Annotated in this window: 11 protein-coding genes and 1 pseudogene; 1 reads left to right on the top strand and 11 read right to left on the bottom strand. The window is 67.3% G+C overall.

Translation table 11 applies throughout. The features are described from left to right. Positions 1-7 precede the first annotated feature (7 nt). From cobS to cbiE, 6 genes are read right to left on the bottom strand one after another with little or no spacing between them, the layout of a single operon-like run. Positions 8-775, bottom strand: coding sequence for an adenosylcobinamide-GDP ribazoletransferase (gene cobS, locus ACYHH6_RS26445; RefSeq protein WP_352584064.1), 768 nt, complete (start codon positions 773-775; stop codon positions 8-10). Then, positions 772-2,085 (bottom strand): cobyrinic acid a,c-diamide synthase CobB, encoded by a 1,314-nt coding sequence (locus ACYHH6_RS26440; protein ID WP_352584066.1) that lies wholly within the window; start codon positions 2,083-2,085, stop codon positions 772-774. Before ACYHH6_RS26440 ends, cobS begins: the two co-directional genes overlap by 4 nt. Further along, positions 2,082-2,894: a uroporphyrinogen-III C-methyltransferase gene (gene cobA / locus ACYHH6_RS26435; RefSeq protein WP_352584068.1), complete on the bottom strand. Its 813-nt coding sequence runs from the start codon at positions 2,892-2,894 to the stop codon at positions 2,082-2,084. Before cobA ends, ACYHH6_RS26440 begins: the two co-directional genes overlap by 4 nt. Next, on the bottom strand, positions 2,891-3,655 hold the full coding sequence (gene cobM, locus ACYHH6_RS26430; protein ID WP_352559258.1) for a precorrin-4 C(11)-methyltransferase: 765 nt from the start codon (positions 3,653-3,655) through the stop codon (positions 2,891-2,893). The genes cobA and cobM overlap by 4 nt, the downstream gene beginning before the upstream one ends. Then, complete coding sequence (locus ACYHH6_RS26425; RefSeq protein WP_488500487.1) at positions 3,652-4,152, bottom strand: cobalamin biosynthesis protein; 501 nt, start codon at positions 4,150-4,152, stop codon at positions 3,652-3,654. Before ACYHH6_RS26425 ends, cobM begins: the two co-directional genes overlap by 4 nt. Further along, positions 4,149-5,384, bottom strand: coding sequence for a precorrin-6y C5,15-methyltransferase (decarboxylating) subunit CbiE (gene cbiE, locus ACYHH6_RS26420; RefSeq protein ID WP_352584072.1), 1,236 nt, complete (start codon positions 5,382-5,384; stop codon positions 4,149-4,151). Before cbiE ends, ACYHH6_RS26425 begins: the two co-directional genes overlap by 4 nt. Before the next feature lies 1 nt (position 5,385). On the opposite strand from cbiE, the gene ACYHH6_RS26415 reads away from it, so the two are divergent. Then, positions 5,386-6,153: a cobalt-precorrin-6A reductase gene (locus ACYHH6_RS26415; RefSeq protein WP_352584074.1), complete on the top strand. Its 768-nt coding sequence runs from the start codon at positions 5,386-5,388 to the stop codon at positions 6,151-6,153. On the opposite strand, the gene ACYHH6_RS26410 is transcribed toward ACYHH6_RS26415, so the two are convergent. The 5 genes and pseudogenes from ACYHH6_RS26410 to ACYHH6_RS26390 all read right to left on the bottom strand — a co-directional run bounded on the left by ACYHH6_RS26410 (position 6,117) and on the right by ACYHH6_RS26390 (position 13,460). Continuing rightward, positions 6,117-6,881 (bottom strand): precorrin-3B C(17)-methyltransferase, encoded by a 765-nt coding sequence (locus ACYHH6_RS26410; protein WP_352584076.1) that lies wholly within the window; start codon positions 6,879-6,881, stop codon positions 6,117-6,119. The two genes, ACYHH6_RS26415 and ACYHH6_RS26410, sit on opposite strands and share 37 nt — an antisense overlap. Further along, positions 6,878-7,642 carry a precorrin-2 C(20)-methyltransferase gene (locus ACYHH6_RS26405; RefSeq protein WP_352584078.1) on the bottom strand — a complete coding sequence of 255 codons (765 nt, stop codon included), beginning with the start codon at positions 7,640-7,642 and terminating at the stop codon, positions 6,878-6,880. Before ACYHH6_RS26405 ends, ACYHH6_RS26410 begins: the two co-directional genes overlap by 4 nt. Further along, the gene (locus ACYHH6_RS26400; RefSeq protein WP_352584344.1) at positions 7,639-8,271 is read right to left on the bottom strand and encodes a precorrin-8X methylmutase; all 633 of its coding nucleotides are present in this window, start codon (positions 8,269-8,271) and stop codon (positions 7,639-7,641) included. Before ACYHH6_RS26400 ends, ACYHH6_RS26405 begins: the two co-directional genes overlap by 4 nt. 9 nt (positions 8,272-8,280) lie before the next feature. Next, positions 8,281-9,741, bottom strand: a pseudogene (gene cobG / locus ACYHH6_RS26395) (precorrin-3B synthase); the annotation flags it as partial. Continuing rightward, on the bottom strand, positions 9,738-13,460 hold the full coding sequence (locus ACYHH6_RS26390; protein WP_352584080.1) for a cobaltochelatase subunit CobN: 3,723 nt from the start codon (positions 13,458-13,460) through the stop codon (positions 9,738-9,740). The pseudogene cobG and the gene ACYHH6_RS26390, both read right to left, overlap by 4 nt. Between the last annotated feature and the right edge of the window lie 9 nt (positions 13,461-13,469).

Raw genomic sequence — 13,469 nt, 5'->3', positions numbered from 1 at the left:
GAGTGATTCAGGTGAGGGAAACGGAAGCGACGAGCAGGACAGTGATCTCGGCCAGTTGCTGCAGGGCGCCGATCGTGTCGCCGGTCTGTCCGCCGATCTGGTTGAGGCAGAGCGCGCGCAAGGCGCTGAACACGAGCGCCAGCAGGATCAGCGCGGCAAACGCACCTTCCAGCCCCAGCGCCAGCAGTGCTGCGGTGCCAAGCACTGCGCCGAGAACAGCGGTTTGCGCCGACACGGTGCCAGCGCCTGCGGACAGGCCGTCGCTGCGCGCGGGCGGCGCCAGATGCATGAAGGCGCCGAGCAGGCCGCGCGAAGCGGCATGGGCGGCGATCAGGGCGAAGAGAACGCTTGTCGGATTGGCGAGTTGTGACAGCGCGCTCCAGCGGATGAGCAGCGACAGGCCAAGCGCCGAAGCGCCATAGGCGCCGATTCGGCTGTCACGCATGATCTCCAGTTTTTTGTCGCGCGTCTTGCCGCCGCCAAAGCCGTCGGCGACATCCGACAGCCCGTCCTCATGCAGGCAGCCGCTGGCGAGCAGCGTTGCGGCAAGGACAAGGGCGGCCGCCGGACCGGCGGCCAGGCCGAGTTTTATCCCAATGGCGTAGACGACGGCGCCAACCACTGCCACGGCGAGGCCGGCGACAGGTGCAGCCCAGATCGCATCGGCAAGGCTGCGTTCGCGAAAGTCGAAGACCGGCAGCGGCAGGCGGGTGAAGAAGACGAGGCTAAGCGCGATGTCGTCAAGCGCCTGCCGGGGCGAGGGAACGAGGGTCATGCACCCCTCGCAATGGCATGGAAGAAGGTGCCGCTGACATGGCCGCGCCGGTAGCCGGAGGCGCCGAGCGGATTGCCCTGGCCGTCGGCGAGGTCGGCCAGCGGCTCGTCATTGCCGGTCGCAATCATCTGCGCGTAGTGGAATTCGTGGCCGCGGATCAGCGCACCTTGCGCCCCCAGCGGACAGGCGGCGCGCAGCCGCGCCTCGCGGTAGCCCAGGTTCATCTTGCGCCTGGCGAAGGTGGTTGAATGGCCGAGCAGGCCGAGCATGGCGTGTGTCTCGCCGGTCGCATCCTCCAGTGCTTCGCCCAGCACCATGAAGCCGCCGCACTCGCCATGGATGGGCTTTGTCTCGGCGAAACGCGCCATGCCCGCGCGGAAATTCATTGCCGCCGCAAGATGGCCGGCGTGAAGCTCGGGATAGCCGCCGGGCAGCCAGCAGACATCGCAATCCGCAGCCGGCGCTTCGTCGGCGAGCGGCGAGAACGGCACGATCTCCGCGCCGGCCTTGCGCCAATAGGCCGCGACATGCGGATAGAGGAAGGTGAAGGCTGCGTCTTCCGCCAGCGCGATGCGCTGGCCGGGCGGCGGCAAGGCACTTTCGAAACTGCCCGGCGCCGGCGAAAAGGGTGCTGCCAACGCCATGATGGCGTCGAGGTCGAGGGATTTCTCGACCATATCTGCCAAGCGGTCGAGATGCGCCATCAGGTCGGCATATTCGCCGGCCTGGACGAGGCCGAGATGGCGCTCCGGCAGATTGAGCGAGGGATCGCGCAAGATGCTGCCGACGACCGGCAGGCCGAGCGCTTCGATAGCCTCGCTGCACAGCTTGCGGTGGCGCTCGCTGCCGAGACGGTTGAGCACGACGCCGGCCATGCGCACGTCTGGGTCATAGGTGGCAAAGCCCTTGGCGACGGCGGCCGCCGTGGTCGATTGGCCGGAGACATCGAGCACCAAAAGCACCGGCAGGTGATAGAGCCGCGCCAGATCGGCGGCCGAGCCGGTGCGACCTTGCCCGGCGGGGATGCCGTCGAACAGGCCCATGGCGCTTTCGAGGAAGATGAAATCGGCATCCTCGGTGGCGTTGCCGGCCAGTGCATTGAGCAGGTCGGGCGACATCGCCCAGCTGTCCAGATTGACGCCGGACAGACCGGTAGCGGCGGTGTGGAAGCCGGGATCGATATAGTCGGGGCCGGATTTGGCGCCGCGCACTTTCAGACCGCGCCGGGCGAGCGCGCGCAAAATGCCGATGGTGACGCTGGTCTTGCCGGAGCCGGAGCGCGGCGCGCCGATGATGATGGCGCGGGTCATGCGTCGCCTGCCAGTGCCGCGCGCATGGCGACAATGCCGCCGACGACAATCAATGCCGGTGAGGCGAGCCCGGCCGCTGCCGCGGCCTCGGCGATGGTGGCGAGCGTGGCAACGACGGTGCGCTCCTGCGGCGTCGTCGCCGAAACGATGACCGCCGCCGGCGTCGATGGCGCCAGCCCGCCTTCGAGCAGGGACGCGGCGATGATGGGCAGATTGGCCATGCCCATATAGATGACCACCGGCTGGCCGGTGCGGGCGATCGCTGCCCAGTCGAGATCGTCATCGGTGCCGGCGGCGTGGCCGGTTGCCAGGATCACCGCCTTGTTGATGCCGCGCATGGTGGCCGGGATGCAGGTTGCGGCCAGCGCGCTCAGGCCCGATGTCAGGCCGGGCAGGACGCGAAACGGGATATCTTCCCGCGCCAGCGCCAGTGCCTCTTCGCCGCCGCGGCCGAAAATATAGGGATCGCCACCTTTCAGCCTGACCACGCGGCGGCCGTCGCGCGCCAGTCGCACCAGCAGAGCGGTGATGTCGTCCTGCTTCATCGACGGCTTGCCGCCGCGTTTTCCCGCAAAGAACAGCTCGGCTTTGTCCGCGACGGCGACAACATCGGGGGAGACCAGCGCGTCGTAGACCAGCGCATCGGCATCGGCCAAAGCCGCCAGCACTTCCAGCGTCAGGCAGCCTGGATCGCCAGGACCGGCGCCGGCCAGCCAGACATGGCCGGGCTCAAGCGCACGCGGCTTGAAGTTGAGCCGCGACAGCGCCTTTTCGAGCGTGGTGTTTTCGCTTTTGGTCTTGCCGCTCACAGTCCATCCCGTCCGCGAAAACGCCGCTGGTAATGGGCGTCGTACAATGAACTCTCGCCAAACCCTTCCGCCGCCAGCGAAGAGCCGACGAAGATGATCGCCGTGCGCTCCATCGGATCGGCGGCGAGCAGCGCCTCGATCGTCGCCAGCGTGCCGGTCAGCACGCGCTCGTCCGGCCACGAGGCGCGAAAGACGATCGCCACCGGGCAATCGCCGCCATAGTGCGGCGTCAATTCGGCGACGACGCGGTCGATGGCGTGGATGGCGAGATGAATGGCCAGCGTAGCGCCGGTGCGGCCGAAGCCGGCCAGCGTTTCGCCAGGCGGCATTTTCGAGGCACGGCCGGAGACTCGGGTCAGCACCAGGCTTTGCGCCACTTCGGGAATGGTCAGTTCGCGACGAAGGGCTGCGGCAGCGGCGGCGAAGGAAGGGACGCCCGGCGTCAGCGTGTAAGGGATGCCATGCTTTTCCAGCCGGCGGATCTGCTCGGCCACCGCGCTCCACACCGAGAGATCGCCGGAATGCAGGCGGGCGACGTCATGGCCTGCCTGGTGGGCAGCCACATACTCAGCCTCGATCTCGTCGAGCGACATCGGTGCCGTGTCGATCAGTTTCGTCCCCGGCGCGCAGTGCTGCAGCAATTCGGGCGCCACGATCGAGCCGGCATGCAGGCAGACCGGGCAGCTTGCCAGCAGCTTCGCGCCCCGCAGTGTGATGAGGTCGGCGGCGCCCGGACCGGCGCCGATGAAATGCACGGTCATGGCGCGTCTCCGCTGATGGCGATGGCGCAGGTGACCGGGCCGAGCACCGTGCGGGGCCCGAGCAGCTTTGCACCGGTGCCGGCGACGGCAAGGGCGGAGGCTTCGGAGACGGATGGCGTGCCGGTGAGTTCTTGCGAAAGGTTGCGCGAGGCGGCCCCCTCATCCGGCCCTTCGGGCCACCTTCTCCCCGCTGGGGAGAAGAGGCTGGCGTCGACGCCGGTAATCTCCTCTCCCCCCGGGGAGAGGTCAGCCGAGCGAAGCGGAGGCTGGGTGAGGGGGAGCGACGGTTCGGTGCCCGCAACATCCACTACTATCACTGGGAGGTTGAGCTCACGACCTGCAGCGAAAATGGCCTCTTCGTTGCGCTTGAATTCGGTCGTCGCCAGGGCGGACAGCGCCGTCATCGCCAGCCCATGCGCTTCGAGGGCAGTTTCGATCGCCGCCAGCACGTCTTCGACGCTCACACCTTTTCGGCTGCCGATACCCGCGACCATCATGGTTTCACCCAGCTCCATTGGGTGACCGGCATGGCCGGCCGCCAGGCCTGCATCGAGCCAACAGGGGAAGCGCGGGAGATGGCGATGCGGGTGAGGTCGCCGCCGCGCTTGGTATGCTGGGCGAGGAGCAGAGTTTCCATCTCCAGAGTGACAGCATTTGCGACCAGACGACCGCCGGAACGCAGCGCCTTGATGGCTGCGTTCAAAACACCTGAAACACTGCCGCCGCCACCGATGAAGATCGCGTCCGGCGTGGCCAGCCCGGCCAGCGCCTTGGGTGCTTTGCCTTCGACCACGACAAGGCCGGGAACGCCGCAATGCGCGGCGTTGCGGGTGGTGCGGGCGGCGCGCTCGCTGTTGGCCTCGATGGCGATGGCGCGCATCGAGGGGTGAGCGAGCATCCATTCGATGCCGATGGAGCCGGAACCGGCACCGATATCCCACAGCAATTCGCCACGCCTTGGCGCCAGCGCCGCAAGCGTGATGGCGCGGATATCGTGCTTGGTGATCTGGCCGTCATGCTCGAACAGATGGTCGGCGCGGCCAATGGTTAGCGGCAGGATGCGGGCTTCCGGTGTCGATTCAAGTTCGAGCGCCAGCACGTTGAGCGGATTGATATCGCCAAGATCGAAAGCGTCGGCTCGAGCGGAACGCTGCTTCTCGTTCGGTCCGCCCAGCGCTTCCAGGACCGTCAGCCGCGAAGCGCCGAAATCGAGCTCTGTGAGCAGGCGCGCGATTGCCGCCGGTGCATCGGCGTCAGATGTCAGCGCCAGGATGCGCGCATTCGGCTGCAGCAACGGCCGGATCAGGTCGAGCGGCCTCCCATGCAGCGACACCATCTCGATGTCCTGTAGCGCCCAGCCAAGCCTCGCGGCGGCCAGCGAAATGGCCGAGGGTGCAGGGATGACATGCATCTCCTGTGGCTCGACCTTGCGGGCAAGAGTGGCGCCGACACCATGGAAGAACGGGTCGCCGGAGGCGAGCACGCAGACGCGCCGGCCGGCCAGCGCCAGCACATCGGCCATGCCGGCATCGAAGGGGACCGGCCACGGGCGTTGCTTGCCCTTGGCAAGCGAAGTCACCAGCGCCAGATGCCGCTTGCCGCCGAAGACGATTTCCGCTTCGGCGATCAGCCGCTTGGCCTCGTCGCCGAGACCCGCTAAACCGTCCTCGCCGATGCCGATCACCGTCAGCCATTTCGGTCTGGCGCCGCGCTTACCTTCAGCAGGCATGATGACCCACCGCGTTCTGATCCTCGGCGGCACCAACGAAGCCCGGCAACTGGCGGGAAAGCTGGCCCCGCGCGCCGATCTGTCCGTCACCCTGTCGCTCGCCGGCCGCACCGAAAGCCCGGTCGCGCAAGGTGTGCCGGTGCGCAGCGGCGGATTTGGCGGCGCTGATGGGCTGGCCACCTATCTCAGGGAGGCGCGCATCGATCTGCTGATCGACGCCACGCATCCCTACGCGGCGCGAATCTCCGCCAATGCGGCGCAAGCCGCGCGCCTTACCGGCGTGCCGATCCTGGCACTGCGCCGTCCCGGCTGGGAGCCTGTCGAAGGCGACCGCTGGACGCTGGTGGATACGGTGGGCGATGCCGTGCATGCGCTTGGAGAGGCGCCGCGCCGCGTCTTTCTGGCGCTCGGCCGGCAGGAGGTCGCGGCCTTCGAGGCCGCGCCGCAGCACCATTATCTCATCCGCAGCGTCGATCCGGTCGAGCCGAAACTGGCGGTGCCGGATGCGACTTACCTGCTGGCGCGTGGGCCATTCCGCGAGGCGGATGAACGCGCGCTGCTCGAAAGCAAGCGCATCGATGTCGTCGTGTCCAAGAACAGCGGCGGCGAGGCGACCTACGGCAAGATCGCGGCGGCGCGGGCGCTCGGCATCGAGGTGGTCATGGTGCGCAGGCCCGCCCTGCCGGACGTGCCCTCCGCCAAAACCACCGATGAGCTTGCCGCGCTGGTCGATCATTTGCTCGACCCTGTCGCGGAGCGCGGCGTATAGACCAGCGCCGGCTTGTCGCCGCGCTTGATGATCCTTGTTTCCGGCGAGCCGATGATGATGCAAGTCGCCATGTCGGCCTTTTCGGCGTCGACATCGGCCAGCAGAAACACATCGATGCGCTCGTCCGGGCGGCCGGCGGCGCGGCCGAAGATCACCGGCGTGGTGCCGGGCAGGATGGCGGTCAGGCATTCGAAGGCGCGGCCGAGCTGCCACGGGCGCGCCTTGCTGATCGGGTTGTAGAGCGCGATGACGAAGCCGGCGCCGGCCGCCGCCAAAAGACGCAGTTCGATCAGATCCCACGGCTTCAGATTGTCGGACAGCGAGATGGCGCAGAAATCATGACCGAGCGGCGCGCCGATGCGGGCCGCTACCGCCAGCATGGCGGTGACGCCAGGCACGACGGCGACATCGACCGCGTGCCATTCGGCCGGGCCGGCCTCGATCGCCTCGCAGACGGCCGCCGCCATGGCAAACACGCCAGGATCGCCGCCGGAGACGACAGCGACATCATGGCCCTCGGCAGCCTTCACCAGCGCGTCCTTGGAGCGGGCGAGTTCCTCGCGATTGTCGGAGGCGACGCGGGTCTGGTCAGGGCGCAAGTCGAGCCGGTCGAGGTAAGGCTTGTAGCCATAGAAGAATTTTGCTTCCGCCACGGCGCGGCTGGCTTCCGGCGTGACCTGATCGGCATTGCCAGGTCCGAGGCCAATAACGGTGAGACGGCCGCTCATGGCTTGGCTCCCATTCCCATAGCACCAGGCCGGCCGGACCAGCCGGCGACCAGCACGATGGCGAAGTAGGGTGCCTTGTCGTCCGGCTTGTCGGCGAGCCGCATCGAGACGCTGCCGGCCATGGTGCCGCGCTCGACATAGACAGCGCGGGTCAATTTGCCTGTCGCCTCCAGCGCCCGCCTGATCTTGGGCAGATTGCGGCCGACCTTCATGATCACGGCGGCGTCGGTGTCGGCCAGCCGGCGAGTGAGTTCGAACTCGCTCATCGTTCCGGGCAAAACCGTCAGCACATCGTCGCCCTGGACGATCGGCACACCGGTCTGCGACCAGCATCCGGACATGGCGGTAACGCCGGGGATGACTTCGGTCGGGAAGCGATGGGCGAGGCGCACATGCAGATGCATGTAGGAGCCGTAGAACAGCGGATCACCTTCCGACAGCACCGCCACCATCCGGCCGGCCTCGAGGTGTTCGGCTACCTTTTCGGCCGACTGCTCGTAGAAATCGGTGATCTGCGAGCGGTAGTCGTCGTCGTCCTTGTCGATTTCGGTGGTGACGGGGTAGAGCAGCGGCAGTTCGAGCATGTCCGGGCGGAAGCGCGCCTCGACGATGGCGCGGGCATTGCTGTTGTTGCCGCGCTTGGCGAAATAGGCGACGATATCGGCTTCGGCCAGGACGCGCGCGGCTTTCAGCGTCAGCAGTTCGGGGTCGCCGGGACCGGTGCCGATGCCGACAAGGCGGCCTTTGGGAAGCGCGTTCACAGGCCGGGCCTCGCCAGCGAATTGAGGGCGGCAGCGGTCATCGCGCTGCCGCCGAGACGGCCGCGCACGATGGCGTAGGGCACGCCATAAGAATTCTCGGCCAATGCATCCTTGGATTCGGCCGCGCCGACAAAGCCGACCGGCATGCCGATGATGGCCGCCGGCTTCGGCGCGCCGTCGCGCAGTTTTTCCAGGAGATAGAACAGCGCCGTCGGCGCGTTGCCGATGGCCACAACCGAACCGGCCATGCGTTCGCCCCACAGGTCGATCGCGGCGGCCGAGCGGGTGTTGCCGATGTCTTTGGCAATGTCGTGCGTGCGCGGGTCGCGCAGCGTGCAGATCACCTCGTTGCCGGCGGGCAGCCGGGCGCGGGTGACGCCATGCGAGACCATTTCAGCATCGCAGAAGATCGGCGCGCCGGCCGCCAAGGCGGCACGGGCGGCCACGACGAAGTCAGGTGAGAAAACAAAATGACTTGATGCTTCGACCTGGCCGCAGGCATGGATCATGCGGATGGCGACATCGGCCTCGGCTTCGGAAAAGCGCGACAGATCGGCCTCGGCGCGGATGATGGCGAAGGAGCGCTCGTAGATCGCGTTGCCGTCATGGATGTAGTCGTAGGCGGCCATGCTCATTTCCTGTCGGTAGGTTTCGGCGATTGCCGCCGGCCCGAGCCTTGTCAGACAAGCGGCGGCGGTTTCGCCCTGAAATCGTGCGCTGCGGATCGCTGCTGCGACGTGACTGATGCCGCGCGCGGCGTCATAGCCCGGCCTGTAGCCCGCAGGAAGGGCCTTTGCCGTCGCGTTCACGACAAGTCCGGCTCCGTTTTCGCCGCCGACCACTGTTAGCGCCGCCGGGCCGGGGTGTGCGCAGCCCTTGGCACAACCGGAAATGTGCAGGGTGAAGTCGAAGATATCGGCGTTTTCGGCGGCAATGATTTCGGCGATGTCGCGCGTGGCGATCTGGCCGGAGGCGCAGGCAGGGGTGCCGGGGCAGGCGGCAATGCGGGTGCGGGGGTCGGCGGCGGAGGTGACGAAACTGAGGGTGGTGGCGGTGGCCTGGAGGAGGGCGTTGGCGGTTGGTGGTTGGCCGAGGAAGAGGAGAGCGCGGCCGGGGGCGAGGCGGATTTCGGTGGCGCCGAGGGTGAGGGCGCTTTGGGTGAGGGCGATGAGTTTGTCTGCCGGCATGCTGCCGTAGGGCAGGGCGATGCCGAGGGCGTGGTCGGTGCTCAAGTCAAAGAGGCCAATCGGTGGGCAAGAGCGCTCTACGGCGCCCCCCTCTGTCCTGCCGGACATCTCCCCCACTTGGGGGGAGATTAGGCTGTCGCGGCCGTTTTCCCCATCCTTCAACGTCGAGAGTGAAGAGCCGCCAGCGAAGCTGCTGATCTCCCCCCTGGTGGGGGAGATGTCCGGCAGGACAGAGGGGGGCGCGACGGAGTGCCAAGCTGCGAGAGATATCAATTGCCTCTCCGACAAATCCCTCGCATGCGCCCCGCGGCCTTTTTCCGCGACCATCCTGAGCGCAGCCACCGCGATATCCCTCGCGGCATCAGCGTCGGCCGTCGCGACCGGCTTCGCGTTTCGACCGTCGCCGCCAACCGACACAGCCCACACGACGCCATCGCCGGCCAGAACCGCCTTCAGCCTGACATCGGCCGTCACCGCATCCATCGTCAGTTGCCCGCCACCATCGACAACCACCGAAACCTTCGGCCCAAGCCGTGGCGTCAGCCCGGCATCCTCAACCGCCATCCTGATCCGCTCAGCCAGCGCCCGTGGATCGGTAACCTCCTGTGGATCGATGCCCGCCAGCGGCCCGGTCTCGACCGGCACGCCGATGCGCACCGCAATGCCCAGCGCGTCCACCTCCGCCGCCAGCAGGGCTGCGCTTTCCGCCGTCAGCCCGCGGATCTGCAGGCTGCCGCGCGCCGTCACCTCCATGATGCCGTTGCCGTGCCGCAGGGCGGATTCGCAGAGTCCGATCAACAGCTTCGGCGACAAACCTCTGGCAACCGGATTGAGCCTGACCAGCAGGCCGTCGCCGGTCTGCATCGGCGCCGACAAAGCCGGACAGGCGCCGCGCCTTGAAAAGGCGTTCATGCCGCGACCCCGAGCGCTTCGGCCTCGGCGATCAGCGCGGCAAGATCGTCGTCGACGGAATTGCGCAAGGGATGCCAGAGGCCACGTCTGCGCGCCGACAGGAAGCGTTCGGCGATCACTTTGGCGGCAGCGGGGTTTTCGCGCAGGATGAAGGCGCGCACGTCGGGATCGCCGACATAAGCGTCATGCACGGCCTCGATCAGCGCGCCCGAAATGGCGTGCGTGGTTTCGGCGAAGCCGATGAGGCGGTCGACCGTCTCGGCGAATTCGGAAGCGCCGCGCGGGCCGTGGCGCATCTGGCCCGATATAAACCGCGCGTTGACCGCGCGCGCCCGCACCACGCGCGATACGGCTTCGCTCACCGAACGCGGTTTAGGTTTCTGCGGATCCGTCGTGTCGAGCACGATCACGTCGGCATTCCTGCCAAGCGCCGCAAGCGCGGCCGAAAAGCCGCCGATGAAGGCGACGTCAGCCGAACCTTCGAGGATATCGCGGCCAGGGTCGTCGCCGGTATGGACGAGAAGATCGGCCTCGGCGATGCGGGTCTCGAACGCGCCGGGCGAGGCGGTGCCTTCGCCCCCGGCGCCGCCATAGGCATGCGATGTGGCATCGAGATAGGCGCGGCCGATTTCTTCGCGCGCACCCCAGTCACCGCTCGACAACAGGTCCTCGACGCCGGCGCCGTAGGTGCCGGGCGAAGTGCCGAAGATGCGCGGGCTGATCTTGCCATCGGCGCGGGTTCTGGCGGCGAGCGGATTTTCCGAATCGTCCTCGTCGCGCGCGGCAACGGCGTTGGCGGCAGCGTCGATCAGCGCGATCTGGGTCGGGAACATGTCGCGGAACAGGCCTGATATGCGCCAGGTGACATCGACGCGCGGGCGGCCGAGCGTGGCCGGAGGCAACACCTCGATGCCGGTGATGCGGCCTGTTGCAGAATCCCATTGCGGACGACAGCCCATCAGCGCCAGCCCTTGCGCTATTTCCTCGCCGCCGGTGCGCAGCGACGCCGAGCCCCAGAGATCGATGACCAGCGAGCGCGGCCAGTCGCCATGCGATTGCATGTAGCCGCGCACCACTTCTTCCGCTGCTGCTCGGCCCAGATCATAGGCGGTCGGCGTCGGCATGGTGCGCGGGTCCGAGGTGAACAGGTTGCGGCCAGTGGGCAGCACATCGGAGCGGCCACGCGCCGGCGCGCCGGCCGGGCCGGCCTTGATGTGGCGGCCATCCAGCGCGGCAAGCAGTGCCGACTTCTCGGCAGCAACGCTTTGCAGGCGCATGGCATCTGGTTCGTCGTCGGGTGCTCGGCCGTAGATGTGCAGGCCGTCCTTGATGGCGAAATCCTTGAGGTCGCAAAGCCAGGCATCGATACGGCGCAGCGCTTCATCGGGCGCGTCGGTTTTGGCGACGCCGGCTTCGGAGGCAAGGCCGGTCTTTCGCGCGGTGTCGACGATCAGTTTTGCGAGGCGGTCGCGGCGGCGGCGGTCGAGGCCGTCGGCCTGCGCATATTCATCGACCAGCCGCTCGAGTCTGTGCTGTTCCTCGTCCAGTCCCGCGCCGGCCAGCGGCGGCGGCAAATGGCCAAGGGTGACGGCAGCGATGCGCCGCTTGGCTTGTGCGGCCTCACCGGGGTTGGAGACGATGAAGGGATAGATGACGGGCAGCGGGCCGGTGACGATCTCGGGAAAGCAGGCTTGCGACAGCGCAACGGTTTTGCCCGGCAGCCATTCCAGTGTGCCGTGAGCGCCGACATGGATGAGGGCGTGGACGTTCAATGATTTACGCAGCCACAGGCCGAAGGCGAGCAGCGCGTGGCGCGGCGGGAGTGTCGGGTCGTGGTAATCGGCGCGGCGGTCGGCCGAGCGGCCACGGTCGGGGGCCAGCGCGACTGTGATGTTGCCGAAGGTGGCGGCGCGGAAGGGGAAGTGCGGCGAGGTCGGCGCTTGAACACCCCCCTCTGTCCTGCCGGACATCTCCCCCTCAAGGGGGGAGATTATTCCTTCGCCTCGGCCTTCGCTAATCACCGGCGCTGCAGGAATGGCGTCGTCGGAGGAACCGCTAATCTCCCCCCTTGAGGGGGAGATGTCCGGCAGGACAGAGGGGGGTGCCTCGCGCGAATTTATGTCTTCTGCTTTCCCCCAAGCGGCCTCCACAGTGGCAATTGCCGCTGTGGGTAACTCCACCGAAAGATCGAGATACTCCCCCAACCCCAACCCATCATCACTCCGCTCCAACGCATCCAGCAACGCGCGCGACGATTGCGGAATCCCTTCAACCGCATAGCCCTGCTCCTTCAGGTCATGCAGCATGGCCAGCACGCTCGACGGCACATCCAGGCCCACGGCATAGCCGGTGCGGCCGGGGGCGCTTGGATAGTCCGGGATCAGCATGGCGAACTTGCGCTCCGCCCGAGGCGTCTGCTGCAGCTTGATAAAGGCCGCTACCCTATCCGCCACCTGCGCCACGCGATCCGGTTCCGGCCGGTTGGCGAAGGCGCGGTGGCCGAGTGCGGGGTCGGTCTCGCTTTCGCCCTTGAAGGAAATCGCGCCGGCAAGGATGCGGCCGTCGAGTTCGGGCAGCACGACATGTATGGCAAGGTCGGCGGGCGCCAGACCGCGCTGGTTCTTGTCCCAGACGTCGCGGCGAGTGGTGGCAACGATGACCTGGAAGACGGGCACGCCGGCGCGGTCGAACAGGGTTTCCACGCCGGGCTCGGCACCGGAAGCGAAGGCGGTGGCTGTGATGATGGCGGCGGGTTTGAGCGAGGCCAGCGCGGTTTCGACGAAGGCGAGGGAGGTGGCGTCTTTCAGGCTGGAGACGAAGATCGGGACCGGGGTGATGCCGCGCTGGCGGAGTGCATCAAAAAGCGCGTCGATCGGCGCGACATCGGCAGCCAGCAGCATCGAACGGTAGAAGAGGATGGGGATGATGGGTGTGGGGGGATTGTCGGCGTCGCGTTCCCGCCCACCCCCCTCCGTCCTGCCGGACATCTCCCCCGCAAGGGGGGAGATTGTGCTCTCATGGATGTTTTCGCTAATCGCAGACCGTGCAGAGATATCCAAAGGAGCAGGAGGGGAGCCGGCATTTGCGACGGCTGATCTCCCCCCTTGCGGGGGAGATGTCCGGTAGGACAGAGGGGGGTGTGAAGGAACGCCAACGTCGACAACTCCACGCCCCGGCTCATAAAACCCGGCTTTCGGCACCGCGACCGGCTCGGCCGCCGCCACATCCGACCCGGCCAACCCCGCCAGCCGCTGCATCAGCGCGCTCATATTCTCCGGGCCGCCCTCGCGGAAATAACCAAGCAATGCGTCCAGTTCCTCACGCGGCAGCGTCGAGGCTTCGATCAGCCTGAGATCCTCGTCGTGGCCTTCGCCCGGCAGCAGCGCCAGCTTTATGCCGCGTTCGCGGGCAGTCGCGGCGAGTTGGTCGCAGCCATAGCGCCACCAGTCGTAGCCGCCGAGGATGCGCACCAAAATCACCTTGGCGTGGCGGGCGACGCTATCGACCCAGAGGTCGACGGACATGGGATGGCGCAGGTCGCGGAGCGCCGCCAATCGCATCGAGGGCAGGCGGCCGGCATCAGCCTTCCATGCGGCCGCCAGCCCGGCGAGGTCGCTGTCGGTGAAGGACAGCGCCACGATATCCGCCGGCGTCTGCCTGAGATCAACTGGCTCGGCGAGATCGTCGAGCGAGGCGGAGGTCGTGGTGAGTATGTGCATTGCGGCTCG

Source organism: Mesorhizobium sp. P171375, from assembly GCF_057786075.1.
This window is presented reverse-complemented; position numbering and strand designations above follow the sequence as displayed.